Origin of the sequence: Sphingobacterium sp. LZ7M1 (assembly GCF_024296865.1) — a bacterium.
Classification (GTDB): domain Bacteria; phylum Bacteroidota; class Bacteroidia; order Sphingobacteriales; family Sphingobacteriaceae; genus Sphingobacterium.
The window spans coordinates 129,812-155,203 of record NZ_CP101134.1; the positions used below are offsets into that span (position 1 = coordinate 129,812).

At 40.7% G+C, this 25,392-nt stretch carries 24 protein-coding genes; 11 read left to right on the forward strand and 13 right to left on the reverse strand.

What is annotated here, in order from left to right:
* Positions 1-11: 11 nt before the first annotated feature.
* A complete protein-coding gene (locus tag NMK93_RS00535) occupies positions 12-911 on the reverse strand; it encodes an AraC family transcriptional regulator (protein ID WP_254526680.1) in 900 nt (299 codons plus the stop codon).
* Between the two features lie 183 nt (positions 912-1,094).
* On the opposite strand from NMK93_RS00535, the gene NMK93_RS00540 reads away from it, so the two are divergent.
* From NMK93_RS00540 to NMK93_RS00560, 5 genes are all read left to right on the forward strand, one after another.
* A complete protein-coding gene (locus tag NMK93_RS00540) occupies positions 1,095-1,496 on the forward strand; it encodes a DoxX-like family protein (RefSeq protein ID WP_254526679.1) in 402 nt (133 codons plus the stop codon).
* Positions 1,489-2,223, forward strand: a complete 735-nt coding sequence (locus tag NMK93_RS00545; RefSeq protein ID WP_185212860.1) for a DUF2071 domain-containing protein — start codon at positions 1,489-1,491, stop codon at positions 2,221-2,223. Before NMK93_RS00540 ends, NMK93_RS00545 begins: the two co-directional genes overlap by 8 nt.
* The gene (locus tag NMK93_RS00550; protein ID WP_254526678.1) at positions 2,217-2,969 is read left to right on the forward strand and encodes a class I SAM-dependent methyltransferase; all 753 of its coding nucleotides are present in this window, start codon (positions 2,217-2,219) and stop codon (positions 2,967-2,969) included. The genes NMK93_RS00545 and NMK93_RS00550 overlap by 7 nt, the downstream gene beginning before the upstream one ends.
* Positions 2,953-3,357 carry a hypothetical protein gene (locus NMK93_RS00555; RefSeq protein ID WP_185212862.1) on the forward strand — a complete coding sequence of 135 codons (405 nt, stop codon included), beginning with the start codon at positions 2,953-2,955 and terminating at the stop codon, positions 3,355-3,357. Before NMK93_RS00550 ends, NMK93_RS00555 begins: the two co-directional genes overlap by 17 nt.
* 206 nt (positions 3,358-3,563) lie before the next feature.
* Complete coding sequence (locus tag NMK93_RS00560) at positions 3,564-3,821, forward strand: hypothetical protein (RefSeq protein WP_185212863.1); 258 nt, start codon at positions 3,564-3,566, stop codon at positions 3,819-3,821.
* A gap of 74 nt (positions 3,822-3,895) precedes the next feature.
* Here NMK93_RS00560 and NMK93_RS00565 read toward each other — a convergent pair whose 3' ends face one another.
* Genes NMK93_RS00565 through NMK93_RS00580 form a run of 4 tightly spaced genes read right to left on the reverse strand, consistent with a single transcriptional unit; the run spans position 3,896 to position 6,100 of the window.
* On the reverse strand, positions 3,896-4,786 hold the full coding sequence (locus NMK93_RS00565) for a hypothetical protein (protein WP_254526677.1): 891 nt from the start codon (positions 4,784-4,786) through the stop codon (positions 3,896-3,898).
* Between the two features lie 4 nt (positions 4,787-4,790).
* A complete protein-coding gene (locus NMK93_RS00570) occupies positions 4,791-5,327 on the reverse strand; it encodes a hypothetical protein (protein ID WP_254526676.1) in 537 nt (178 codons plus the stop codon).
* Between the two features lie 10 nt (positions 5,328-5,337).
* Positions 5,338-5,760: a DUF3592 domain-containing protein gene (locus NMK93_RS00575; protein ID WP_185212866.1), complete on the reverse strand. Its 423-nt coding sequence runs from the start codon at positions 5,758-5,760 to the stop codon at positions 5,338-5,340.
* A gap of 1 nt (position 5,761) precedes the next feature.
* A complete protein-coding gene (locus tag NMK93_RS00580) occupies positions 5,762-6,100 on the reverse strand; it encodes a DUF4870 domain-containing protein (protein WP_254526675.1) in 339 nt (112 codons plus the stop codon).
* 302 nt (positions 6,101-6,402) lie between these two features.
* Here NMK93_RS00580 and NMK93_RS00585 point away from each other — a divergent pair, with 302 nt between their 5' ends.
* Complete coding sequence (locus tag NMK93_RS00585; RefSeq protein WP_185212868.1) at positions 6,403-8,211, forward strand: hypothetical protein; 1,809 nt, start codon at positions 6,403-6,405, stop codon at positions 8,209-8,211.
* A gap of 12 nt (positions 8,212-8,223) precedes the next feature.
* Positions 8,224-9,420 (forward strand): YCF48-related protein, encoded by a 1,197-nt coding sequence (locus tag NMK93_RS00590; RefSeq protein WP_254526674.1) that lies wholly within the window; start codon positions 8,224-8,226, stop codon positions 9,418-9,420.
* 53 nt (positions 9,421-9,473) lie between these two features.
* On the opposite strand, the gene NMK93_RS00595 is transcribed toward NMK93_RS00590, so the two are convergent.
* The 4 genes from NMK93_RS00595 to NMK93_RS00610 all read right to left on the reverse strand — a co-directional run bounded on the left by NMK93_RS00595 (position 9,474) and on the right by NMK93_RS00610 (position 16,845).
* Positions 9,474-10,844 (reverse strand): RagB/SusD family nutrient uptake outer membrane protein, encoded by a 1,371-nt coding sequence (locus NMK93_RS00595; RefSeq protein WP_185216108.1) that lies wholly within the window; start codon positions 10,842-10,844, stop codon positions 9,474-9,476.
* 17 nt (positions 10,845-10,861) lie between these two features.
* The gene (locus tag NMK93_RS00600) at positions 10,862-14,350 is read right to left on the reverse strand and encodes a SusC/RagA family TonB-linked outer membrane protein (protein WP_185212870.1); all 3,489 of its coding nucleotides are present in this window, start codon (positions 14,348-14,350) and stop codon (positions 10,862-10,864) included.
* A 591-nt stretch (positions 14,351-14,941) separates the two neighbouring features.
* Positions 14,942-15,994, reverse strand: a complete 1,053-nt coding sequence (locus NMK93_RS00605; protein WP_254526673.1) for a sugar phosphate isomerase/epimerase — start codon at positions 15,992-15,994, stop codon at positions 14,942-14,944.
* 65 nt (positions 15,995-16,059) lie between these two features.
* Complete coding sequence (locus NMK93_RS00610; protein WP_185212872.1) at positions 16,060-16,845, reverse strand: AraC family transcriptional regulator; 786 nt, start codon at positions 16,843-16,845, stop codon at positions 16,060-16,062.
* 99 nt (positions 16,846-16,944) lie between these two features.
* On the opposite strand from NMK93_RS00610, the gene NMK93_RS00615 reads away from it, so the two are divergent.
* Positions 16,945-18,132, forward strand: coding sequence for an MFS transporter (locus NMK93_RS00615; RefSeq protein ID WP_302328282.1), 1,188 nt, complete (start codon positions 16,945-16,947; stop codon positions 18,130-18,132).
* Between the two features lie 219 nt (positions 18,133-18,351).
* Positions 18,352-18,762 (forward strand): hypothetical protein, encoded by a 411-nt coding sequence (locus NMK93_RS00620; protein ID WP_254526671.1) that lies wholly within the window; start codon positions 18,352-18,354, stop codon positions 18,760-18,762.
* 874 nt (positions 18,763-19,636) lie between these two features.
* Here NMK93_RS00620 and NMK93_RS00625 read toward each other — a convergent pair.
* Positions 19,637-20,854 (reverse strand): glycosyltransferase, encoded by a 1,218-nt coding sequence (locus NMK93_RS00625; RefSeq protein WP_254526670.1) that lies wholly within the window; start codon positions 20,852-20,854, stop codon positions 19,637-19,639.
* A gap of 76 nt (positions 20,855-20,930) precedes the next feature.
* Here NMK93_RS00625 and NMK93_RS00630 point away from each other — a divergent pair, with 76 nt between their 5' ends.
* Positions 20,931-21,512 (forward strand): tRNA-(ms[2]io[6]A)-hydroxylase, encoded by a 582-nt coding sequence (locus NMK93_RS00630; RefSeq protein ID WP_093100108.1) that lies wholly within the window; start codon positions 20,931-20,933, stop codon positions 21,510-21,512.
* 47 nt (positions 21,513-21,559) lie between these two features.
* Here the strand turns inward: NMK93_RS00630 and rlmN are convergent, their stop codons facing one another.
* Positions 21,560-22,645 (reverse strand): 23S rRNA (adenine(2503)-C(2))-methyltransferase RlmN, encoded by a 1,086-nt coding sequence (rlmN, locus tag NMK93_RS00635; protein ID WP_093100109.1) that lies wholly within the window; start codon positions 22,643-22,645, stop codon positions 21,560-21,562.
* A 149-nt stretch (positions 22,646-22,794) separates the two neighbouring features.
* Between rlmN and NMK93_RS00640 the strand changes: the two genes are divergently transcribed.
* Complete coding sequence (locus NMK93_RS00640) at positions 22,795-23,223, forward strand: hypothetical protein (protein WP_254526669.1); 429 nt, start codon at positions 22,795-22,797, stop codon at positions 23,221-23,223.
* Here NMK93_RS00640 and NMK93_RS00645 read toward each other — a convergent pair.
* Positions 23,207-24,094 (reverse strand): DUF4349 domain-containing protein, encoded by an 888-nt coding sequence (locus tag NMK93_RS00645; RefSeq protein ID WP_254526668.1) that lies wholly within the window; start codon positions 24,092-24,094, stop codon positions 23,207-23,209. The two genes, NMK93_RS00640 and NMK93_RS00645, sit on opposite strands and share 17 nt — an antisense overlap.
* A 101-nt stretch (positions 24,095-24,195) precedes the next feature.
* The gene (locus NMK93_RS00650) at positions 24,196-25,227 is read right to left on the reverse strand and encodes an LLM class flavin-dependent oxidoreductase (protein ID WP_254526667.1); all 1,032 of its coding nucleotides are present in this window, start codon (positions 25,225-25,227) and stop codon (positions 24,196-24,198) included.
* Positions 25,228-25,392: the final 165 nt, after the last annotated feature.

A 25,392-nucleotide genomic window follows, 5' to 3' on the forward strand; every position in this document is an offset into this window, starting at 1 on the left:
TTATACGCTGTTTAGTTGCTATTGATAGATCTAAATTCATTCGGGCTATTTCCAACGGCATTCTTGAAAAACCGGGAAAAGTGCTGAGGATACTTAAAGCCTAGATCGTAGGCGATCTCATTGATGCTCTTATTTCGATCAAACAATAGATCTTTTGCTTCCTTGATCAACTTCTGATGTATATATTCTTGTGGAGATTTACCTGTTTCTTTTTTGATCAGGTCCCCGAAGTAATTTGCGGATAGATGTAATTGATCAGCGCAAAAGGATACGGAAGGCATTCCCAAGAGTTTTGGTTTATCAGAGTGAAAGTACTCATCCAAGAGCTCTTCAAAGCGATGCAAGATTCCCTTGTTGACATGTTCCCTTGTGATAAATTGGCGGTCATAGAAGCGCTCGCAGTAATTTAAGAACAATTCGATATTGGACACGATGAGCTGTTTGCTATGCTTGTCCATATTCTGCTCCAGTTCATATTCTATTTTAGAAAAACAGTCCAAGATAATATTTCTTTCCTTTTCGGATAGGTGCAAAGCTTCATTCACGGCATAGGAGAAGAAATGTAATTCCTTCATGCGTTTAGCTAGACTTGTACCAGCCAACAGGTCCGGATGAAAGGCAAGGGCATATCCCTGAGGTTTATAGGCTTCAGTTCCATTCTCGCCGATGACTTGGCCCGGTGAAATAAAAATCAAGGTGCCTTCCTCATAATCGTAGTTTTCCAGACCATAACGCAGATCGCCACATTTGATCTTTTTCAGGAAAACTAAATAAAAGTCATACCTCATTTTTCGTAAGGTCCTAACATCAGCTTTATTCAGGTCAATTACACTGACCAACGGATGTAAGGTTTTGTTATTATTGAAAGCGTTGTATTCGCTGATATGGTCAAAGATTAGAATGTCCTGCATAGCTACCATGTTTTTCTAGTCGAAAATAACAATCCTAGGATGATTTAGTTCAAGGTAGCTATTCAATCAGTAAAAATGGTATTAAAAACCGTAGTAGATATAATGTGTATAGGCGAGGAGGATAAAATATGTTATTTTTAATTGGCTGTTATACATCATACTGATATAGTACAAGCGATATACATGGAAAGAGTTAGATTTTGGAATAAGGTTCTGGTCCTTTGCTTTTCGTTGGTTTGGTTAATCAACGGATTATTCTGTAAGGTATTGAACCTGGTACCGAGGCATCAACAGATCGTCGCTGAGATCTTGGGAGAGACCTATGCAAGACCTCTGACTATTGCTATCGGAATTTCTGAAGTGTTCATGGCTATCTGGATAATTTCAAGGAAATATAGCCGGCTGAGTGCTATTGCCCAGATCCTTTTGATTGTAAGCATGAATATCATGGAGTTTGTTCTTGCAGCCCATATGTTGCTCTGGGGCAGGTTCAACATTGTCTTTGCATTCTGTTTGGCAGCATTGATTTACTACCAGGAATTTGTTCTGCAAGCAGGTTTGGAAAGGAGTAACCGAATTGCTTAACTTCCAAAATCATCCCTTTGCGGTTGAAGCTTATTTTGAGAGCTCAACGATCCTGACCTTTGCCGTTGCTAAAGAAGAATTGGAAAAATATGTTCCTAAGCCATTGACACTGGATCTATATGAAGATAAATGGGGCTTTTTGACGATAGCAATGGTCAAGACCAAGGATCTCAGACCAAAGGGATTTCCCAAGTTTCTAGGGAATGATTTCTTTCTGATAGGCTATAGAATCTTTGTAAGATATCAGACCAGTACCGGTAAAAACCTGCGCGGTCTCTATATCCTTAAATCTGAAACCAATAAATTGAAAATGGAGCTCTTAGGCAATCTCTTTACCCGTTATGCTTATACCACCACTGATATTTCACAAAAAATAGAAGGTCATCAAGTTGAAATACAATCCGATAAATCAAAATTTACCCTGCTGTATTCAAGAAAAACTGATGGCGAGATGAAACTCCCCGTCAACTCTGTATTTCCCTCATGGAAAGAAGCTCGACGTTTTGTAGGGCCATTACCCTTTACATTTGAGATCGATCAAACAAAGAACCAAGTTTTGATAATTGAAGGCGTGAGGGAGAACTGGACTGCTCAACCCATTGAATTAATCACTGCCGATTTTGATTTCATTGATCGTTTTAACTTTCAGCATATTCAACTCTCTAATGCCTTTGAGATCCGTGATGTTCCATATTATTGGAAGAAAGGAGTATTTGATCCATGCTAACAAGGACAAATTTTCAAGGAGTTTGGAATATCGTACGCTTTAACTGGCATCAATACTTCATATTATTTGTTGTCGCTCTGCTGTTGCTTATATGGGGGGCAATGAGCAGTGGAATGCTACAGCTTATTATCTATGTTCTTGTTCTCCTTTCATTCGCACAGGTTTTGGTCACTTTACTGGTTTCCTACTATGTATACGATCTTTCCGGCCTATATGAATTAAAACAGGTTGGTGATCTAAATTGCTTGAAGGTCCTAAACATCAGTGCTGGATTTGATGAGACCAGTGACATCCTGAAGCAGCAATTCCCCGACATTATTTTGCAGAAGGCGGATTTCTATGACCCATTACAACATACCGAGCTCTCCATAAAGAGGGCGAGGAAGGCTTATCCATCCAGTCAAGATACACTGCTAGTCAAGACAGAAGAACTTCCTTTTGCAGAGGCTTCCTTTGATAAGGTTATCTGCATCTTTTCCGCACATGAGATCAGGAATGTGAATGAGCGGATAGCCTTTCTGAAAGAGTTAGCAAGGGTTTGTGATGCTAGGGGTGAAATTATTATTATGGAGCATTTAAGGGATGTTCCAAACTTTTTGGCCTATAACATCGGATTTATGCACTTTTATCCGAAAAGCAATTGGGAGACCTGCTTTGCCACTGCTGGATTAAAGGTGACGGAAGAACTGAAAACAACTAAATTTGTCTCCATATTTAAACTTAAACCGAATGGAACTCCAAATTGAGATTATTGGTTACTTATTGATACTCTTATCCTGCATCCATGTCATATTCCCGAAGTACTTTGGCTGGAAGGAAGACCTGGCCCCTCTGCAGCAGATCAATAGATCGATGATGAAAGTGCACACCTTTTTTATTGCGCTTACAGTGTTCTTGATGGGGCTGCTTTGTGTTACATCTGCAGAAGATCTGTTACAAACTGAATTAGGAAGGAAGATTTGCTTAGGTTTAGGGCTTTTCTGGCTGATAAGGCTGTTTTTTCAATTTTTTATATACCCATCATCCTTATGGAAAGGAAGAAGATTGGAGACTGTAATCCATATTGTTGCTATTGTATTCTGGGTTTTCCTCAGTTACAGCTTTTTATGGGGATATTTTAGCAAGGGGAATTAAGAAAACAACGCTTTTATTAATTCACAGATAATTAACAACTACCTGACGTGTAATTATTTACCTAAACAACTGTTGTTCAAACAATTTTATTTTTTTCTTGCATTATTAATATTTTATTTTTGTAAACTTGTAGCTACAAAATGAAAAACATCTTTTGTACTACTATCAGTTGACAAGATTAGGATACTTAATTAATACTGGGCATTATGGGAAGCAACAAGAAAATGAGTGAGGTTATCAGAGATTTGAACCTACAACGCAAGCTTACTTTCGCTATTATTTGTGGCGGAGCAATGGCTATGACCTTATTAATAACTACTGTTGGGCTTTTTGTTAAACAAGAAAAAACTTTAATACTTTCTGTTTTGGTGGCTGCTTCGATTTTAGTCATCCTTCCAGCGGTATTAAAGCTTATCAAACTCAATTCAATCTTAAAGTCTGGAATGGAACTTTCTAGGTCCTAATTCTAAAGATATTATTCCTGATTATTTCGGAAAAAACTAATTGGTCCAAAGCTAAGCCTTGGACCTCATTTATTTTACTCCCTTGGCATTGTGCTAAAGTATAAGGGAGTTTTACCCTCCATTATTTTCCCGTTTTTATCTGAAGGAAATAACGTCAGGTTATTATTCATGTCATCCATTTGGAAGACAAAATAATTATCTCCTTTATTTAATCCTTTAACAGGGGCAGTACCCGCATTGATTGGAATCAATAAGGTGTTATTGTCAAAATAGCTGACCTCAATTTCCGTTTCCTCGTTCAACAGGACAAAATCTTGATCTTCTGCAAAAAACAGGTTTAAACCTTTATCCATATAGGAAGGATTAGAGCCGTAAGTTGAAGGGTTAGCAGTTTGGATCAAGCCTTTTCCTTTGACGGCATCAGATTTCTTCATGACCAAAGGTTGGCCAAGAAATTCTTTACTAAACTGTAAAGGAGGCGTGTCGGATTCTAACCACTCGTCATAAATACTGACCTCAAAGGAGAATGGTTTATTCCCTTTAAAAACCAAATAAGGCTCCTCCACATGGAAATCTCCAGTTAGGCCCTTTATTTTTTCATCGATGAAAGTGGAAAATTGTGACTCATTATAATCGATGTTAATGATGCTAAGATCTTCGGGTTTATCATAGTTAAATGAAACCGTCAATGCTACGGAGTTTCCATTTTCTTGAAGGCTGATCTCTTTATTTTTAAAGATGCTGAGTTCATTTGCCCAATTCAACTCCTTGTTCTTAAGTTTTTGGAACTCCTCCGTTTTCTGAACAGATTGCTCTTCGACGGTCGATATCAAGTTCTTTTGAACGATAACCACCTGCTTTTTAGTAGGATCCACACTTATCACGGCCTTCTCTGCAACCAAGCTGGGTTGCTCACGCATAAAAAAAGTCCCAATAATGATAAAGAATATTTTTACCTCATTCATTGTATTAATCTTTGTCTTCTAAGCTGTTTAATAAGATTTCGAACATTTCATTAGCCTCCTTAAGGACCTCCTGGTTGATTTCCGTTGTACGACTAGTACGGCTCAATTTCCCTAATTTTTCAGAAATTTCTATGTATGCCATGACCGTCTTATCGCCCCATAAATAATCATAAATAAAAGCCACCCCTTTCGCGTCTGGCTCTAGGTGTGCCGCCAGATCCTTGATCCAAGAGATCATTGGCAAGATCTCCGTATAGTTTTCGGAAAACTGTAGGCCTAACAGATACCAATACCCATCTTTATAGGCTTGTCTAGCAACTATATATTTATCTTCCAAGATATCCTCAAGAAAGTCTCCATTCGTAGGAACGATATATGCCGGAATATTTTTGAGGTCCATCTTGGAATGCATCACCCTAGAGTCCCACCATTCCAGCCAGTTACTGTTTATGGTACTTGCAATGGGTCTTGCCTTTAGGAAAGTATCAAGGTCTTCTTTCGAAATCCTTACTTTGATATATAATGAACATTGTTCAGACATAATTTAGGGTTTAAATGATACCATATTTGAATAACACATAGCCAGTGCCAATTGTTAGCATCGGCAGGGCAAAAAGCATGAGGATAATACTGCCCAGGTGCAATCCCCAATAAGATACAATCCTTGCAGACTGCGGATCTGAAGCTTCATAGACCACAGGAACCTTTTCACCTACCTTATATTGAGGCGGATTGGACCTGAAGTTAGGGCTAAAGGGATAGGTCTTTTCTCCCGCTTTTATTTCCATCACAGGTTGGTACATCATCGAAGTACCCTTTTCGTCCGTGGAGCGCACTAATTTGTTCTCTATCACGACAGCACTCCCGTAAACACCTTTTGCCAACATTTTCTTTGTCTTTAAATATAGGGAAATCGAAAACCCTAATAGGATCAGACCCAGAAATAATAATGACCAATGTATAATTGCAGACATATCAATTTACTTTGTTGTTTTCAATAAAAGGGAATTTATCCATAAAATATTCTCCTATAAATGGAAGAGGCTTCTCAACATTATTAATAGCATGAAGAATGCCAACAATCATCAAAATAAAAATTAGCAGACTAAATAAGTTGAAAATAAAGGCAATAGATGGAGCTATAGCCATTAATATGGACAGAATGATCACGAACAAAAAGGAGGAGATGATTAACCCCAGACCTTGACGCAAATGGTAGGCGCTGAATTGATCCCTATTATTTTTCCCCGCAAAATAGGCCAGCAACCAAAGGATTCCCAGATAACTTAATACTGCTTGTGCTTTTGAACTCATATTCCTTCCTGAATTTAATAATGTGTGTGAAGCCTTTCTCTCTGTAACCTAATTACGGAACTCTAAAGCTCTCTTTTCTTCAATTTAAATTTCTTAAACATTTTTGGAAACTTCAGCACACGGTTGAGCACAATCTGTATACAGGCTCCAACTCTGTATATACAAAGTATATACAGAAAACGCAACAATCTGGCTTACAGGGCTATAATTCCTTGGCTAGGTTTTTGATTCTTTCCTGAAGAAACCATTCTATCAAAAAAAAATAATAGATTGCCAATTCCAATTTTTGTTCAATTATCCATATGAGAAATATCCTGATCCTTTTTCTTTTGCTTAATACGGTTACGGTATGGGGACAAAGCCTACTCGATGGCACTGAGGATGTGGTGAAGCAAGTGGAGCTCCTAAACCTGAAAAATCAGGACGATAAATCTTTAGAAATCCTTAACCAAGCCCTTAAGAATCCCGCCAATGGACCCGATGATCTTATCTATCTGAATACCTTCAAGAGCGGAATCCTATTGGAAAGGGACAGCTTGAAACTGGGAAGTCAAGCCGTAGATATCGTCATCGAGCAACAGGACAAAACCAATAGCCCCATCAGCAAAGCGATGGCTTTAAGAGCGAAAGCATTCTTAAATAGCTACCTGAACCTGACTGATGAAGTCATCAAGGATTCCAAGGAAGCCCTCAAGCTTTTGGAAAATGAAAAGAACGTAGATAATCTCAATTATTATTTCAACTACTTGATCTATGCGACTTACACAGGTTGGGATGAAAACGACAAAATGCAGCATTATATCCAAGAATGTGATAAATACGCCAAAAAGACCAATAATAAGAACTACATCGCCAATGTCCATCTCGGTTTTGCCAGCGTGTACTTAAATAGATATAGGAAGACCAATGAACAAAAGGATATCGATAGCAATTTCTACCACCTGGAAAAGGCCTATCAACTCTTTGAGCAATTTCCTGCCGAGGTGAGCAGCAATACCTTTGTTGTGGCATCCATTAATTTGGCCAACTATTATCTGGAGTTTGATAATGGCCCGATTGCCAAGAGAAAGGAACAAGCCTATAAGTATTTGGATGAAGCGGAAATAGAACTTAAAAACGATCGCGCGAGGTTCAGCAGATGGATCAACATATACGGCATCAAAAGTGATTTTGCTATCAAAGAAGGAAATATTGCCTTGGCAGAACAATATCTGATCCAGGGAGTCAGCCGATTGGACTCCCGAAGGGATAATTCCCTGTTCCGATTGGAATACCTGCTCTATAAGCATCTTGCAGACCTTTCTGAGAAAAAGGGTGATATCACCTCTGCGCTGAATTACCAGAAAAAGTCGGAAAGCGTCCTGAAACAGAACTTCGATCAGGAGCAGATTACCAATACCCAAAAGCTGGAAATCCAGTATGAAACCGAGAAAAAAGATCAACAACTAAAGCTTTTGGGAGAAACGGCTGATTTGCGCCAGAGACAGAACTACCTCTATGGTGGATTGGCTATACTGGCCACCCTTGGCTTGGCCTTTATGTTTAGGTCCTATCACTTCAAACTTCGTTATTCCATCGAACGCGAAAAGAAATTGGCGATGGAAAAAGAAGATGCTGAGTTGAATGCCGAAATGCAGGTAAAGTTGGAGAGGGAAGAGCAAGCTAGGTTAAAGGCCGAGCAGGATCTTTTGGAGCTGAAACATCAACAGCTACAAAAAGAAGCCCTTGCCAATTCACTGATCATTGAGCACAAAAATGATATGCTCAAGCAGATCCAATCCAAATTGCAGGATGGTGATTCGCGCGATATTCAACGTTTGTTGCGTGAAGAAACCCTCTTGAATGCAGATTTCGATGATATTAAATGGCAGATCCAGCAATTGCACCCGACTTTCTTCTCTCAATTGATTGAAAAAGCGAACCAAAAACTGACTCCATTAGATCTGCGGTACTGTGCATACATCTATTTACAGATGTCAACCAAGCAGATTGCCCAGGTGCTGCACATTGAAGCCCAATCAGTCCGGATGTTCAAATATAGATTGAAACAGAAGTTTGGTCTTTCCAAAGACAGTGACCTTGAATCCTTCCTGCAAGAAGTTGGGTCTTAAAAATCCTCGCCTATGAAAATCACCCTAACTATCAAATGGAGCTATAAAGCGATCCTGATTTCGGTTCTTAGCTGTTCATTTTTTAGCTCCTGCAAAGCTCAGGTCAATGAAAATTACATTTCGATCGACAAAGTTCCCGAATTGACTGAAAAGGAAAACTATAGTTTCGATATTCCATTTCAGCCATCGAAGATAAAAAACGCTGCAAATGGGACGGAAGCCGATATCCTATATCAAAATAATGATCTCTCCTTTAGCTTTTTCAATGACGTATTGTTTCTCAGCCCCCAAAAAGGTCTGATTGTAGGTGGTACCAATCTCAGCATACGTGCTACAACCGATGCGGGGAAAAACTGGAAGGGCTTAGACTTTTCCAGGTTTGCAAATGCTTTCCATAGTATAGCCAAGACCAAAGAGCACATCTTTGTTTTAGGAGAAAGTAAATATGTATTCAGGACCGACCAGAATCTTGAAAAATGGGAGGTATTCAATTCCCAATCCTTATACTCCTCGGAGGCAAGCATTGCTTGGTATAAGCTCCGTTTCTTAAATGATAGTTTTGGAATAGTGGTAGGTCAAAGGAAAGACAACGGAAGACCTATCATGATGTCGACCAAAGATGCAGGGAACACCTGGGAAGCGATAAATTTGGAAGGGTCGGTTCTCAAGGATTATGCCTTGGTTGAACTATCTATCTTGGACCAAAAGACATGGATTATTTTGGATGATTCCATTGGGATAACCTATATCACTACTGATGCTGGTAAAACCTGGCAGGATATCACTTCCAATATGCAATACAATACGGATGCGACGCTGCGATCCTTATGGTCGGTCAATCCCAATGAATTGTTTGCAGCAGGTTCCAGATCCTTTTGGAGATCGACCGACTTGGCCAAAAACTGGACAAGACTGGATTTTCCAAAACCTTTCAACCCAATCGAGATCTATAACGAAGGCGATTATTTAACCCTTACCGATATCACCGGATTAGGTCAAGAAATCTATGTGACCAGCATGGCTTCCGATAATGACGATGGACGTACAGCCTTTGCCTATAAATTGGATCGAGAAGATATGACTTTGAAACCATTATTGCGTTCTGATAGTTCCACCTTTATCGGGGAATCACATGCCATTTATGCTTTAGATAAAGAGCATATTTATCTCTTGGACCGGGATAAACTATATCGGGTTCAGGATAAATAAGCACATAAAAAAAGGAGGCCATTCAGCCTCCTTTCCCATGAATCATTTATTTACTAATAACCTGGATTCTGTGTCAATCCTCCACCTAAAGATATTTGGGCTGTAGGTATTGGATAGACCATAAACTCCTCCTTGGTTAATGTCTTGTACTTTTTCATCGCCAATTTTGTCCGAACAAAATCGAACCAGGTCTCACCCTCAAACATCAGTTCGCGTTCTTTTTCTTCCTGAACAGCAGTGATGAAATTTGCAAGGCTGCCAAAGGAACCAATTGCTTTGGATACTCCGGCACGATCCTGGACCATCTTTAATGAATTATAAGCAGCCTGGCTTACGCTATTGTCTACCCTTGCCTTCGCTTCTGCATGGATTAGATACAGTTCTGCCAATCGGATGACCGTAACATTTTGGCTTGAGGGCGAAAAGTTTGGAAACTTACCCATGAAGTAGTTGTCATTGCTTCCTTTTTTGATGGTAAATGCTTTTCGCTTATCAGCATCTTCATACAGGTCCAGTACCGTTGAATCCTTTGCAAAGAACAAAACCGATGGATTATCATTGGCTACTGCTGCCAATGGATTGGTCACCTGATCATCAAATTGCAGTTCAAAGATTGCTTCGTTTGTATTCTGGGTTGTCCAGATGGTACTGAAATCTGACACCAAACTGAAACCTCCCGAAGTAATCACTTCATTGGCCAAGTCAGCGGCTTTCTTGTAATCATTGGTAAAGGCAGCTTGGTATAGATATACCTTGGCCAATAAGGCTTTTGCACCCCAATGCGAGGCTCTTCCTCTACCTGCATCGCCAGTATAAGGGTTTTCCTTCGGTAAGGCAGCGATAGCCTCAGTTAGGTCCTTGACGATCTGTGCGTAGGTATCCTCTTTCTTTGCCTGAGGAGTTTTTATATCATCACCTTCTTTCGTCGCTTTTAATTTTAGGGGAACCCTTTCAAAAGCTCTGACCAAGAAAAAGTAATTTAAGGCTCTGATGAATTTTGCCTCTCCGATAAAGATCTTTTTCTTTTCTTCCGAGATCATGGAACCGTCCATGTTGGGAACTTCATCGATCACGTTGTTTGCCGCATTGATCGTTGCGTACAAGGCCTGCCACATATTGGAAGTCCAAGGATTGATAGCTTGGATTTCATGGCTGGCGAAGGTCTCATACTCTGGATAGACCGCAGAATGCCTTACATGCACCGCTGAAAATTCAGGAACGACCAAGGTGGACTGACCATAGGAAAAAGGACTGGTCATGGTCCTATATGCACCGATTACGGCAGCATTTGCATTCGTTTCCGAGTTGAAAAACTCATCTTCTGCAATCTGTCCCAAAGGATCTTTGTCTAAAAACTTGTTGCATGAACTCAGTGAAACCGCTGTCAATGCAACGAAACATATGGATAATATTCTATTTTTCATTTTCATATTCGCGACTCTTAGAAAGTTAAGTTAATACCTGTTGTGAAAATCCTTGGTTGTGGATAACTTCCATAGTCATAACCGTAAATTAAACCTGTGTTTGCTCCGCCGTGGCTAGAACTAACCTCTGGGTCATATCCTCTGTATTTGGTAAATACGTAGGCATTCTGAACCGTTACGTAGAAACGTAATCTCTTCATCTTGATGCGTTCCGCAATCTCGTTAGGAAGGGAATAACCTAAGGTGATATTTCTGATCCTGAAGAAAGAGCCATCTTCTACAAATCGTGAGGAAACCGCTCCATTGTCTAAGCTTCCCGGTGCTGGTCTTGGAACATCCGTGATGTCTCCCGGTTCGCGCCATCTGTCTACAAAATCAACAAACTGGTTAGAACTCGGGTTGAAGCCCTCTAGACCCGATGCCAAGTTGTAGTTGAAGATATCATTGCCATAAGAGAATTGACCTAAAATGCTCAAGTCAAAATTCTTGTACTCAAAGTTATTGCTGATACCACCAAAGAACTGTGGATTCGGATCACCGATCATCACATGGTCTTCATAATTTGTAGGTGCTACTGCTTCACCATTCTTGCCTAGGTAATCGATCATACCTGTTTCTGGATTAACACCCAAAGCTTTCCAGCCATAGAAAACACCTAATGGCATTCCTGGAACAGCTCTGTTCAGATCACCTACACCACCGCGCATTTCAGTCAGTCCTTCTGGCAAAGCCAAAACTTTATTTCTATTGAAAGTCATGTTCAGGGATGTGCTCCATTTGAATTCGCCCACTAAGTTTTTGCTGCTTAATTCAAATTCGAAACCTTTGTTTTCAATATCTCCAGAGTTGGTGAAACGGTTGATAAATCCTGAACTGGTCAAGATCGGTAGACCGATCAACAGATCCGTGGTCTTCTTGTAGTAGTAATCTGCCAATAAGGAAATCCTATCATTGAAGAAACCAGCATCTACACCCACGTTCCATTGTCTTGTGGTTTCCCATTTCAAACCCTTGTCACCAAGTACGTTTGGAATAAAACCGGCTTGGCCCATGTAGTTGTTTCCGCTTGAGTATAATGAACGGCTGGCATAGTTACCGATGTTCTGGTTACCGGTGATACCCCAGCTGGCTCTCAATTTCAAGTCGCTGAACGTGCTGTTGTCTTTCAGGAAGTCTTCCTCAGAAATCCTCCAAGCTGCAGCCATGGATGGGAAAACTGCCCAACGGTTGTCAGAACCGAAGCGTGATGAACCGTCCATACGAACATTCGCATTGACAATATATTTGTCTTTGTACACATAAGATGCTCTTGCAAAACCTGATGCAATGGCCCATTCTTCTGGATATGCATTGGCTCCGGTGATCACACCCCCTGCAGTTACATAAGGGATATCATTGTTCGGGAATCCGGTCCTTTGTGCATGGGTAAATTCTAAACGAGAACCTTGAACCGAGAAACCTCCCAATGCATTGATATAATGGTCTCCCATGGTCTTGTCAAAGGTCAAGGTCGTCTCATTGATCCATAATTGGTCACGCGTACTTCTGCTTGCTCCTATACCACCCTGACTGGCATATGAACGCAAACCAGTTGGGGGCATAAAGAAAGTCTCATCAATAAAGCTTAAATCTGTACCAAAACTGGTCTTCAACAATAATTCAGGGATGATGTTATATTCTGCACTGGCATTTGCCAAGATGCGGTAAGTCTGTGCCTTATTTGTTGGCAATTCAAGCATGGCAACTGGGTTCTCCCTGGTCAACCTGACTTGGTCATAGTAATAATTGCCATTCTCACCATATACCGGAATATTCGGTGGAGAGAAGATCCCCGATTTGGTCGATCCTTCTTTCGAATTCTCTTCCTGTACACGATGGTTTGTCGCTCTGGTCAAATTGATCGAGGTCGCGAATCTTAACTTGTCACTGTGTTGGTGATTTAAGTTCAAGCGCCCACTTAAGCGGTCAAAATCTGAAGAAAGCAATACACCGCCTTGTTTCATGTAACCAACCGAAGTATAATATTGTGTCTTATCGCTTCCACCACTTGCTGCAAGCTCGTAGTTCCTGGTTGGAGAAGTCCTGAAAATTGCATTTTGCCAATCGGTATTGATACCTGGGTTAGCAAAGATTTGATCAGGGATAGGCTTTGACGGATCTTGCTCTTGCAAGATTCTATAATAGTCTTTCATGTAATCTTGGTACTGTGCCGTATTCATGAAGTCATAATATCTTTCTTTCGGAACTTGGGAGAAACCTTCATACATGTTGAATGTAAACTGGCTCTGTCCAGCAAGTCCTTTTTTCGTAGTGATCAATACCACACCATTAGCCGCTCTGGAACCGTAGATGGATGAAGAGGCCGCATCTTTCAGGACCTCAATGGATTGAACATCCGAAGGGTTGATGGATGACAGCACATTGATCCCTTGGGTACCACCACCGAAATCAAACGTGGAACCACCTGTAAAGTTGGTCGTACTGTTCACGGGGATTCCATCTACCACATATAGTGGATCAGAACTGGCATTGATGGAGGTTGTACCACGAACACGGATACTGATACCACCACCTGGTGAACCCGATTTTTGGGTAACCTGTACACCACCGGCTTTACCTTGGATGGCCTGGGTTACACTAGGCAATACCTCATCTTCGATTTCATTGGCACCGATACTGGATACCGCCGTTGGTAGGGTTGCTCTTTTCATCGTTCCATAACCTACAGCAACCACCTGAACGGATTCAATCGTATTGGTTTCTGTCGCCATCACAACTTGGATATCCTTTCGGTTTCCCACAGTCTGGGTAATGGTCTTGTAGCCTACGGACGAAAAACGGATCCTACTTTTTGCATCGGCAGCGATCTGGAATTTACCATTTTCATCGGTACTGGCACTTAGATCCGTTCCGACTACTTTCACGGTAATTCCCGGAAGAGGGCCTGATGGGCCGCTAACTGTACCTGTGATCACATTTTGACCAGTAGGTGCTGCAACAGCCGCATCGGTCTGTGCGGTACTGTCTGTCGCAACTGCCGTCTGTGTACTGTCGGTCTGTACTTGGGTACTGTCCGTTTGGGTTGCCGAACTATCGGTTTGTTCTGTGCCTTCTGTTTCAGCAGCTTCCGTTTCTGGAGTTGCAACCAGCATCTTCACGTCCAACTGTTTTTGGTTGTTGACATGAACTTCCTGTGTGGCAAATCCCGATTTTAAAAAGACCAACATCCCATTTGGGTTGGCCGCGATTTTGTATTCGCCATTTTCATTGGATAGCACACTGTTTGTTGTCCCCTGCTCTGTTACCACTACGCCCTCAATGGCTGTTCCAGTGGAGTCAGTAATCTTACCAATGATATCTAAGGAATCAATGGAAGGATGGTGGGGATTGATTTTAAAGTTTGTTTCTAGTTTGTGATTCTTTTCTGTGGCGCTTGCCCGTCCTTGATGGCAAAAGAGCATGAGAGCACATGCTAAGAAAAGCGAACGGTAAAGGATTTGCATCATATGTTAATTATTTATCAGGGTAATTTTCTTAATAGAATTCCGCTCAAAAGTTGGTTATCAAAACTTGTTGCGAGAACAAGGATTAGTGCTTTATTGATAACCATTATATCAAGTTTGTTACATTGATACGTAATACTTAAACGCCAACAAACCTTTTTTGTTGTTAAAAAATGTGAAATAATTAAAATAACAACAATTTAAGACAAAAGATACTTTTATTAAATACTTAATAATTAAGCTAAAATGGATAGAATTCCGGCTAGAAACGGCATCCAATAATTCACTTAAAAGCTGTATTTTTCTGTGAAAACTTTTTCGGGATTAAAGAAAAATGGAGTGAGTTTGGGGAAGATTCTTCGAGAATGGTTTTACCCATATTCGAGCCATATTGCTAAAATTCGGAATGTGTCTCGAATAAGGTCCAATTCAGATCAACAACTTATTTAGGGATTTACTTGGATTAAAAATTGGTCATTTTTATTGCCAAAGATTTCATGCTTGAATAAATTTCCTTGACCGGATCAATATACATAAAAAAAACAGCAGCAGCTTGGGGCTACTACTGTTTCAGATCTTATATTTTATAGGCGATTAAATACCTAATATTTCTCTATTGAAGTTTTCATCAGCTCCAGTTGCTGCGAAATCGTCGAATGCTTTATCGGTAACTTTGATAATATGGTTCTTGATAAATTCTGCACCTTCTGTTGCACCATCAACCGAATTTTTCAAGGCACATTCCCATTCCATTACTGCCCATCCATCAAAATCATAAGCAGCCAGTTTACTAAAGATTCCCTTGAAGTCCACCTGTCCATCTCCTAATGAACGGAACCTTCCTGCGCGTTCTACCCAGCCTGAGTAACCGCCATAAACACCTTGTTTACCCGTTGGGTTAAACTCCGCATCTTTAACATGGAACATCTTGATACGCTCATGGTAATGATCGATATAGCTTAAATAATCCATGCCCTGTAATAATAGATGGGATGGATCGTATAGTAAGCAAGCTCTTGGGTGATTGTTTGCCGCTTCTAGAAAGCGCTCATAACTTACCCCATCATGTAGGTCTTCACCGGGATGGATTTCGTAACAAACATCCACGCCATTTTTGTCGAATTCATCCAAAATTGGAAGCCATCTTTTTGCTAATTCCTTGAAGCCTGTTTCGACTGCACCGGCAGGACGTTGAGGCCAAGGATAGACCATATGCCATAACAAGGCTCCACTGAATGTCGCATGGGCATTAAGGCCCAGGTTAGCTGAAGCTTTGGCCGCTAACTTCAATTGGTCGATAGCCCATTCGGTTCTGGCCTTAGGGTTATTTCTATATTTTTCAGGAGCGAATCCATCAAAAAGTTTATCATAGGCAGGGTGAACCGCCACTAATTGACCTTGAAGGTGGGTAGATAACTCTGTAATCTCAACCCCTTGTTCTTTAAGTTTTCCCTTGATTTCATCTGCATAGGTTTTGCTTTCCGCAACTTTCTGCACATCAAAGAAGTTTGGTTCATTAGTCGGGATCTGTACACCTTTAAAACCCAATGAGCTCGCCCATTTACTAATGGTTTCTAAATTATTGTACGGTGCTTCATCGGCTATAAATTGGGCTAGGAAAATGCCCGGTCCTTTTAATGTTTTCATAAAAAAATAGTTTGACTAAATATAACAATTCAATCCGTTATATAGTGTATTTGAAACACTAAATTCTATTTCAGTAACAAATCATTTGCAAAATCTGTAGGTCTTTTGCCCGTCGTCTGGAGAAAGGTGTTGGAAAAGGAAGCGATGCTTTTATAGCCTACGGCATAACTTATTTCGCTGATGCTCCTTTCTCTGGCAAGGATTAATTCAATGGAACGGATGATGCGGGCGGTCTTGACAAATTGCAAGAATGAGGTATGTAGATGCTGCTCAAACAATCGGCTCAAGCTCCGTACACCGAGATTGAATTTTTTCGCAACGACTTCCAATCGCAGATCGGTATGGAGCATATTGCTGATATAGGAAAGTATGGGCTTGAGTTGATGTTGATTGGATGTTGGCAAGGATAAACTGAACCGCATGGGACTCAATTGAGGAAGTAGCTGAACCATGGAATGAAGAAAGTTGTGTTGTTCCTCTCCTTTGTTGAAAACCGAAGTTCCGCAGAATTTTAGGCTTTCAATAATCAAGGGATGTGCTGGGAAAATCCCGATTTCCTGATGGAAAGGTTTGAGCTGTTTCTTACTTAATGGGATATAAAGGTTCCGGACCAGTACATGTTGTTCACGCTGATGGCTAAATTTGTGCTCCAAATGTGGAGGTATCCATACATAGTGATAGGAAGGAATAAAATAAGCCTTTTCTCTTGTATGCAAATAGGTTAGACCACCCTCCAAAAGGGTAAGCTGGGCTTTGGCGTGAGAATGGAAATCGAAATGTTCGGGTTTCATCTGAAAGGTCAAGACCTGCTGATCCTCTGTACTTACCCATTTTAAGAAATCCTTTTCCATAGTAAGGTCAAAGATAGAAAGGTTTGGCTAGAAAAATATAATTTATGTCCCATTATATAAAAAACAGCTAGTGTTAATTGTGGACCTTTGTGCCTCAATATGAATACGAATAAAATTTGGACGAGGGATTTTATATTATCCTGTTTAGGCTGTTTCTTTCTTTTTGTAAACTTCTATATGCTGTTATCATCCATGCCATTGGCGATCAAGCAGCATATGGGCGGTACTGCTCGAGACATGAGTTTGGTTGTTTCCGTTTATCTGTTGGGGATTGTATTGTTACGTCCGTTTTCCGGGGTGATTTCAGATCGAATCGGATCTAAAAAGATTTCCGTTATTACCCTGTTTTTATTTGTGGTCTGTTCATTTATGTATCTTGGGATTCATGCCATAGTACCATTGCTGCTTGTTCGGATGATACACGGGGTTTTCCATTCGCTTGCCACAACGGCACATGCCGCCATGGCCATCACTATGGTTCCCAATAGCAGAAAGGGCGAGGGAGTTGGCTATTATGGCTTGGCGATGAGCCTCTCCATGGTGCTTGGGCCAGCTTTGGGACTGTATATCTTAAATTCATTTGGCTTCGAGGTCTTGATCCTTGTGGCGTCAATCTTCTCGGTCATAAGTTGGCTATTGACCTTGTTCATAAAAAATCCAGAAACAGTTAAACACGCAGTACCTGCCAAAGTTGGAAAGCAGAAATTCAGTTTTTCAAACTTTATTGAAATGAAGGCCGTCCCGGTCTGCATTTCAGCGATGTTGTTTGCTTTCTCATATTCCTCCATTATCTCCTTTATGGCGGTTTATACGACCGAGTTAGGCATGCCGATAGCGGCTATGTATTATTTTATCACCTTCGCTATCAGCATCATGGTAACCCGCCCCATCATAGGGAAGTTATTGGATTCCAAGGGACCTAGTTATTTGATCATACCTTCATTGATCATATTTGCCCTTGGCCTGATGATCATGGGATCAGCTACTTCCATGTTCCAGATCTTACTTTCCGGTGTGATTCTAGGGGTAGCTTACGGTGCGATATTCCCAAGTTTCCAGACCATCACCATCAAATTAAGTCCTGTGGACAAAGCCGGTTCGGCTACAGCAACCTTCTTTCTGTTTTATGACAGTGGATTTGGTTTGGGAGCCTTTGCTCTGGCCGTCGTGGCATCCTATTTTGGCTATGCAAAAATGTATATGATCGTAAGCGGGTTGATCCTCTTGACCTTGCTTTTATATTATCTATTATATCATCGAAAACAACAGACCTCAATAGCGAATTAATTAATTCAATAGCGATGGATACACCTTTGATAATATTTTTCAAAGGTGTTTTTTTTATCCAATTTTCAGCCTTAACTCTTGGTTATGAGCATAAAATCGATAGAATGTTATTCTATTACAAAGGCTTCATTCATTTTCTTAACAGTTCTTGGCATAATGATTGGAAGTATGCCCGAGGAGTAAATTGAAAATTTATATAGAAACTATTTTACAAGCATTATGAAAAAGTTAATGATTTTGGGGTTAATGGCAATAGGATTGGCTTCTTGTAGCAAGGAGACGTTAAACTATGCTGAACGTGATACTGCATTGAATTTACTTCGTGCAAACAAGTGGTTTTCTGTAGTGGAAACGACCAAAGAAGAGGGTAAAGAACCAGAGGTAGATACCTTGGTAGGTGACGATGAAACACAATACATCGAATTCAGGGCAAACAACAACGCATACATTATGCTGAAGGATGCAAATTTTGCTCCTGCAATTCCCTATTCAATGCCAGAAAAGAAAACGTTAATTTTTGATGGGGTAACTTATCAAATCCAAGAGAGCTTGATTGGTTCAATCAAGAAATTCACTGGTGTTAATGTAACTGGTACAACAACTAGAACAATAGTATTTACGAGACGTTAGGTTAAACTTAATTTTGAGAACTGGCACATGCGTTTTACGGGTGTGCCTTTTTTGTTTTTAGGGCTAGCCAAATGGTTTTCTTCGTTACTTTTGAAGCCCAAAAGTAACCAAAAGGCTTCGGCTCATTTAAGATGGCTTTTCGCACCATCCATCACACATGAAAAGAATGCCTTGATGTCGAGGATGCCGTTCTTCAAAATTCTCCCTTTTGATGGGAGAATTTCTTGAAAGCATCCAAGGCCAAACCCATCGCACAGGGCAACGGCATTCTTTCCATTTTTCCGCCATTGGAAATGAGCCGGGGGCAAAGAGCTTCCTTCGGAAGGTGAAATGTTTGTAGAAAACCCCTAGCGGGGTGGAATATTTTTCTATACCCTTTTTGTGTCACCCTGAGGGCTCCCCGAAGGGTCTCGAAACTATCCAAACTTCATTTGAAATAGTTTTCTCATCTTACGATTTCGAAATGACGGCGATCCTAAAAAAATAAAAATAGATTCTTCGTTTCACTCTGAATCCCTCCTTAGCGCATTTTTATTCTGAACGATCAGTGAGGAATCTGTACGGTTCTCCTCCTCTAGATCTTGTCATTCTTAACCGAAGGTTAAGAAACCGTACGCCAATACTATCCGTAATATTTAAATTGATTAGGTCTGTAATATTCCGAGACCCTTCCTTCGTCAGAGTAACACAGAAAGGGACATTTTTTTGCGCTGTACAACCTCCAGAGGGGGTGGCTTTTTCAAATCTTGGTCCATCCTCTTATCCTTTGCATCTTGGTTCATTCCATGATCTTGGTCCATCCTCTCATCCCGTACCCTGAGCGAAGCCGATGGGCATCCTGGTTCAAAACCCGTTGAAAGAGCGGCTGCGGTTCTTATTTCCTGTTCTTTTCTTCAATCCACTGGGATAGGTATTTGCTGGAAAGGAATTGATTGGACCAGAGAATTTGGCCTATCATGTTTTTGCGACGGTGGGTATCGGGTGCTTGTTGGATTTTTTCAAGGGCGGTTATGAAGTCTTTACCCCAATCTGGATCGATCAAGGATTCTAAAATCTGCTGTGATCTATTTGCTGCACTTTCCCATGCATGCTGGTCTTTATACAGCGAGACGGCTTTGTCAACAATTTCATCGGTTTCATCTGCAATTTCACCTGGCCATTCATGGCCGTTAAACATGGCTTCTGCGCCGACCTTGCTACTGATTGATGGAATCCCAGCGAACAAGCCATCGATAAATTTGCCTTTCAGTCCTGCGCCGAAAGGTATTGGAGCCAATAAAATGCGGTATTTTTTTAGGGTATCTACTGCATGCTCGGCCCTTCCCATAATACGGAAGCCTTGCTTTGGCTGGTTGAGTTGCCAAACCTTTTCGCTGGGATAGGCGCCATAGATATGCACTTCTGCTTTAGGTAATTGCTTTCGAATCGAAGGCCAGATTTCCTTGATGCGTTGTACGGTTTTCCAGTTAGGTTCATGGAGGAAATTGCCGATAAAGGTAAAATGTTCCCGATCCTCAAATCCTAATTGTTCCTGTTCTTGATGTTGGATCTGGAAAGGTAAATAGCTTAATATTTGTGGATTGATGGCAAACTCTTCCTGAAGGAGCTTCATTTCATATTCGGATATGATCAAACTGAGATCCGAGCGGTAAATGGCGGTCAATTCCCGTTTCGCCAGGTCGGAATAGAGCATGTCAGCGTTGAAATCTAATCCTTTTTTATAGGCTTCTTGGCGTGCTTGCCTAACGAAATGCAGGTCTTCGGTGTCCAAAATGCGTATAGCCTGAGGACAGGCCTGCGCCACCCTCCAGCTATATTGCTCTTCGATCATGAAACGGTCGAAAAGTACAAAGTCTGGATTTAGATCTTTGATAAATTCATCAAAGGAGGAGTCGTTCAGTTTGATCTCAACCTCAGCTACAGCTTTGGCTTCTAAGGGGAAGCTATGTTCAGATTTACTGGCGGCTGAGGCAAAGGTGATTTCAAATCCTTGGGAATTAAATAGATCGATGAGTTGCAGCATTCGCCAACCTGCCGCAGAGGAGGTCGGTTCAGGCCATACCAAACCGATGATAAGCATTCTTTTTCCCATGCTGCAAATTAGCATTATTTCATGTATTTAGGGGGATGATTTTGTTTTCATTACCTTTGTGGAAATTTTCAATGCTATGTTAGGACTAAAACTTTTGACAGACCCAAGATGGGCCAATATCGCGGAATCTAATTTGGAAGAGATCTTGACGGATCATGCCTGGTGTGAACAGAAGGCAGCTTCGAATGCCATTTCATTGATTACCCAGAATTCTGAACTTGAGGATCTGGTGCATGAGCTGACTGCCATAGCCATTGAAGAGATGGAGCATTTCAAGATGGTGATCGATATCATCAAGGAGCGTGGTTATGAACTAGGTCGCGAAAGAAAGGATGATTATGTTGGCCAGTTGATGAAATTTGCCAAGAAAGATGGTTCCAGAAACCAAGCTTTTATCGATAGGCTATTGTTCGCTGCGATGATCGAAGCAAGGAGCTGTGAACGATTCAGGGTATTGTCCAAGAATATCAAGGATCAGGATCTGGCGAAGTTCTATCATGATCTTATGGTTTCGGAAGCGAACCATTACACCACCTTCCTGAATTTTGCCAAGAAATACACAAAAGATGTGGATGTAGATAAGCGCTGGAAAGAATGGTTGGAGTTTGAAGGAAATCTTATCCAATCCTACGGTAAGAAAGAACAGATCCACGGATAAAAAGGATATTAAAAAAGGCATTTCGAAAGAAATGCCTTTTTCTATTTTTATGCCTCACTGGCTTCTTTATCTTTATCCTTGATGGCCAATTGACCACAGGCCGCATCGATATCTTTTCCTCTACTTCTGCGCACATTGGTGATCACGCCTTGGCTACGTAAGTAAGTGGCAAACTGATCGATCTTATCCGCTTCTGCATTCACGAAATCTGCCAAAGCAATTGGGTTGTATTCGATGATATTGACCTTACAAGGTACATTCTTGCAGAATTTTGCCAACTCTTTGGCATCCTGTAGTTCATCATTGAAATTATGGAAAACAATGTATTCGAAAGTAATCGGGCTCTTTGTTTTAGCATAGAAATATTTCAATGCCTCAGCCAGTGCTGCCAATGAGTTCTGTTCATTGATCGGCATGATTTCATTCCTTTTGTCATCGTTTGCCGCGTGCAGTGAAAGTGCAAGATTAAAGCGAACTTCATCGTCCCCTAATTTCTTGATCATTTTGGCGATTCCGGCAGTGGAAACTGTAATTCGTTTCGCCGCCATATTCAGACCATCTGGGGAAGTGATGCGATCCACCGATTTCATCATGTTGCTGTAGTTCAACAAAGGTTCACCCATACCCATATAGACGATATTGGTCAATGGATGTCCATATTTTTCTTCAGCCTGTTTTGCGATCAGTACTACTTGATCATAGATCTCATCGGCATTCAAGTTTCGCTTACGGTCCATATAACCGGTAGCACAGAATTTGCAGGTCAAGCTACAGCCCACCTGAGAACTCACGCAGGCCGTCATGCGGTCATCTGCAGGAATCAGGACTCCTTCAATTACGTTGTTGTCGTATAAGCTGAATGTACTTTTTATGGTTTTATCCGAGCTGATCTGGGATTGTTTTACCTTAACGGCGTTGATGGTAAAATTGGCCTTCAGGGTTTCGCGCAATGACTTGCTCAGGTTGCTCATTTCATCGAAATCAGTACAGGATTTTTGCCATAGCCATTCGTAAATCTGCTTGGCACGAAAACCCTGTTCACCCATTTCAACAAGTGCATCCTTTAATTGAGCTAAACTCAAGCTCCTGATATCTACCGTTTTTACTGCTTTTTCCACGTTACAAAGATACATCAAAAATTATAAGCTAGAAGTAATAATATTCTTGTAGAGCCAATCAAGGTGTTATGCAATAAATTATCATTATCAATTTGTTATCTCTTTTCTTTGCTTCGTTAAATTTCTTTCCGAATATTTATTATTGGGCATATAATCATTGGCTGATGGATAAAGGAAAGGTAATCAGGATTTTGATGTGCATGCTACCCATCTTTATTCTGTCTTGTAAGCAGGTGAGAACCAATTTTTGTATTCGAGATTTTAAGAAAGAATTTAGGCGGAGTGTATCCGAAGGGAAGATTGATTTCCAGCAGATGAACTGTTTTCCTTGGGACACCTTGATGATCTTGGCTCCCTATCATTACAGTGATCAGATCAAAGAAGAAACTGGTCTGGTTATCCCGGGGTATTTAAGTAGTGTAAATGCAGAAAAAGCCTTTTTGGTATTTTTGGAGAGGAGAAATATCCAAAGGATCATTCCCATTTCGCAGCAGGATCTGGATCTCGGTTCCTATATCCGCCAAAAAGCTTTTTCTGCAAGTTTCCTGGTTATGGACAGGAAAGATTGTAGCTCAATTATTCTTGAGAATTAATCTTCTTTGCTTTCCTGTTTTTTCTGATTCTCTGGATTGCCCACAACACGAGGATAACAATTGTCCACACTGGCCATAAGCTGATGATGCCTAAAGCTATGGTCTGGATCATATTCCAGCCAAAAACCAATGAATCCTTGATTTTTACCCAAAAGGAATTACTGCCCATTGGGAGATTAGCTTGGTATTCAAAAAGATTGATGGTAATTGTGCTGTAGTCTACCTGATTGCTCAGATTACGCATGGTCGCTTCACTACTCTCAATATCTTCCTGCAATTGTCGGATCTGTTCTTGGATTTCAAGCAGATCCTTTACATTTTTCGCACTGCTGACCATATTCTGATAGCGTTCAAGGAATGCTCTTTTGCTTTTAAGCCTTGACTCTATATCATAATATTCAATAGAAACATCTCTTGCACTGATGTTTTTCTCGGTTACTTTATCCTCTCCATTTTCCAGTTCATTCAAGAAATGGTCAAAGGCATTTGCTGGGACACGGATGCTGAGGTTATAGGAGGTGAAATCATTGTTGTTATTCGTGATTTCTTGTTCGTAGTAAGCATTGTGTTTTTTTAACAGCGCATCCAGACTGGCTTTACTTTGCTCAATTTTTTTGGATTCTAGTGATATGTTCCCTGTACGGATGATCTTGGCTTTTGAATTTTGTTGATTCTGAAGCGGCTCATTTTGTGGGGCTTCATTTCTATCAGCGGAAGTGCTTTTCAACATTCTGGCTTCTGGAGCAGGTATGTTATCTTCAAGGGTTACAATTTCTACATTCGCAGCGTTAGCTTGAGATTCATTCTGTTTATTTGAGCATGCTCCCATTGCTAGTAGCATAACGAGGAGCCAAAAATAATTTCTTTTCATATTGTAAGTTTATAGGGTGATGCAGGAATTTTGGAAATTCCATAAATTGAAACAAATAAAAAAAGGGCCATGGCCCTTTTTTTATTTGTTTCAACAATAGTTTATTTCAATGCAGCTTTCACTTTTGGAATGATTTGGTTTCCGTAAAGTTCAATGGCTTTCATCATTTTACTGTGATCTGGGCTGCCCACATCGGTATGTGCAGAGAACCTGGTCAATCCAAAGGTTTCTTGGATCTGCAAGATTTTGTCTACGGATTCATTGACATCGGCCACGATAAGGTGCCCATGGTTTGAACGTCCATAATCATATTGTGTTCTTTGGTATGGAGGCCATCCTCTTGATGCTCCGATTCGGTTCATCTGTGCAGAATAATATGGATAATACCAATCAGCGATTTCTTTGGAATTTTCTCCGAAGAAGGAATGCATATGCACACCGACTTGGTATTTGCTCATGTCGTGACCATTATCTTGGTAAGCTTGTTCATAGATTTCAAACAATGGTTTGAAATTGATCGGTGAGCCGCCAATAATGGCAAACATGACCGGTAGGCCCAATCTACCTGCGCGGATTACGGATTCGGTTGTACCACCAACTGCAATCCAGATCGGTAATTTATCATTGACCGCTCTTGGGTAGATGCTTTGATTGATCAAGCTAGCACGGTGTTTACCAGTCCAGTTGACGGTCTGTGAATTGTTGATACGAAGCAGAAGGTCTAGTTTTTCTTCAAATAGTGAGCTGTAGTCTTTTAAGTCATATCCAAACAGTGGGAATGATTCAATGAAAGACCCACGTCCGGCCATGATTTCTGCCCTACCATTTGAAATCAAGTCCACGGTTGCAAAATCCTGGTATAGTTTGACCGGGTCAGACGAGCTCAATACAGAAACTGCTGATCCTAGTTTGATTTTTTTGGTCACGGTTGCTGCTGCAGCAAGCACAATTTCAGGTGCCGCAACGGCGTAATCTGCACGGTGGTGTTCACCCATTCCAAAGAAATCAACACCCACTTCATCCATCAATTTGATTTCTTCTATTATTTCCTGTAGCCTTTGTTTCGGCGCTTGTATTTTCCCAGTTTGAGAATCAATTTGCAAGTCCCCAAACATGCCTATTCCTAATTCCATCTGTTTTTCCTTTCTTATATTAGTCTACAAAAATACAACCTGAATTGTTCTTAACTGTTGATTTATGATAAGAAGTGAAAGTGTAATGAATTCTTAACCTAATTGCAGTTATTTTTTAATGAAGAGGATTTATTTTTAAGCTCTTAACTGCTTGAAATGCTTCAA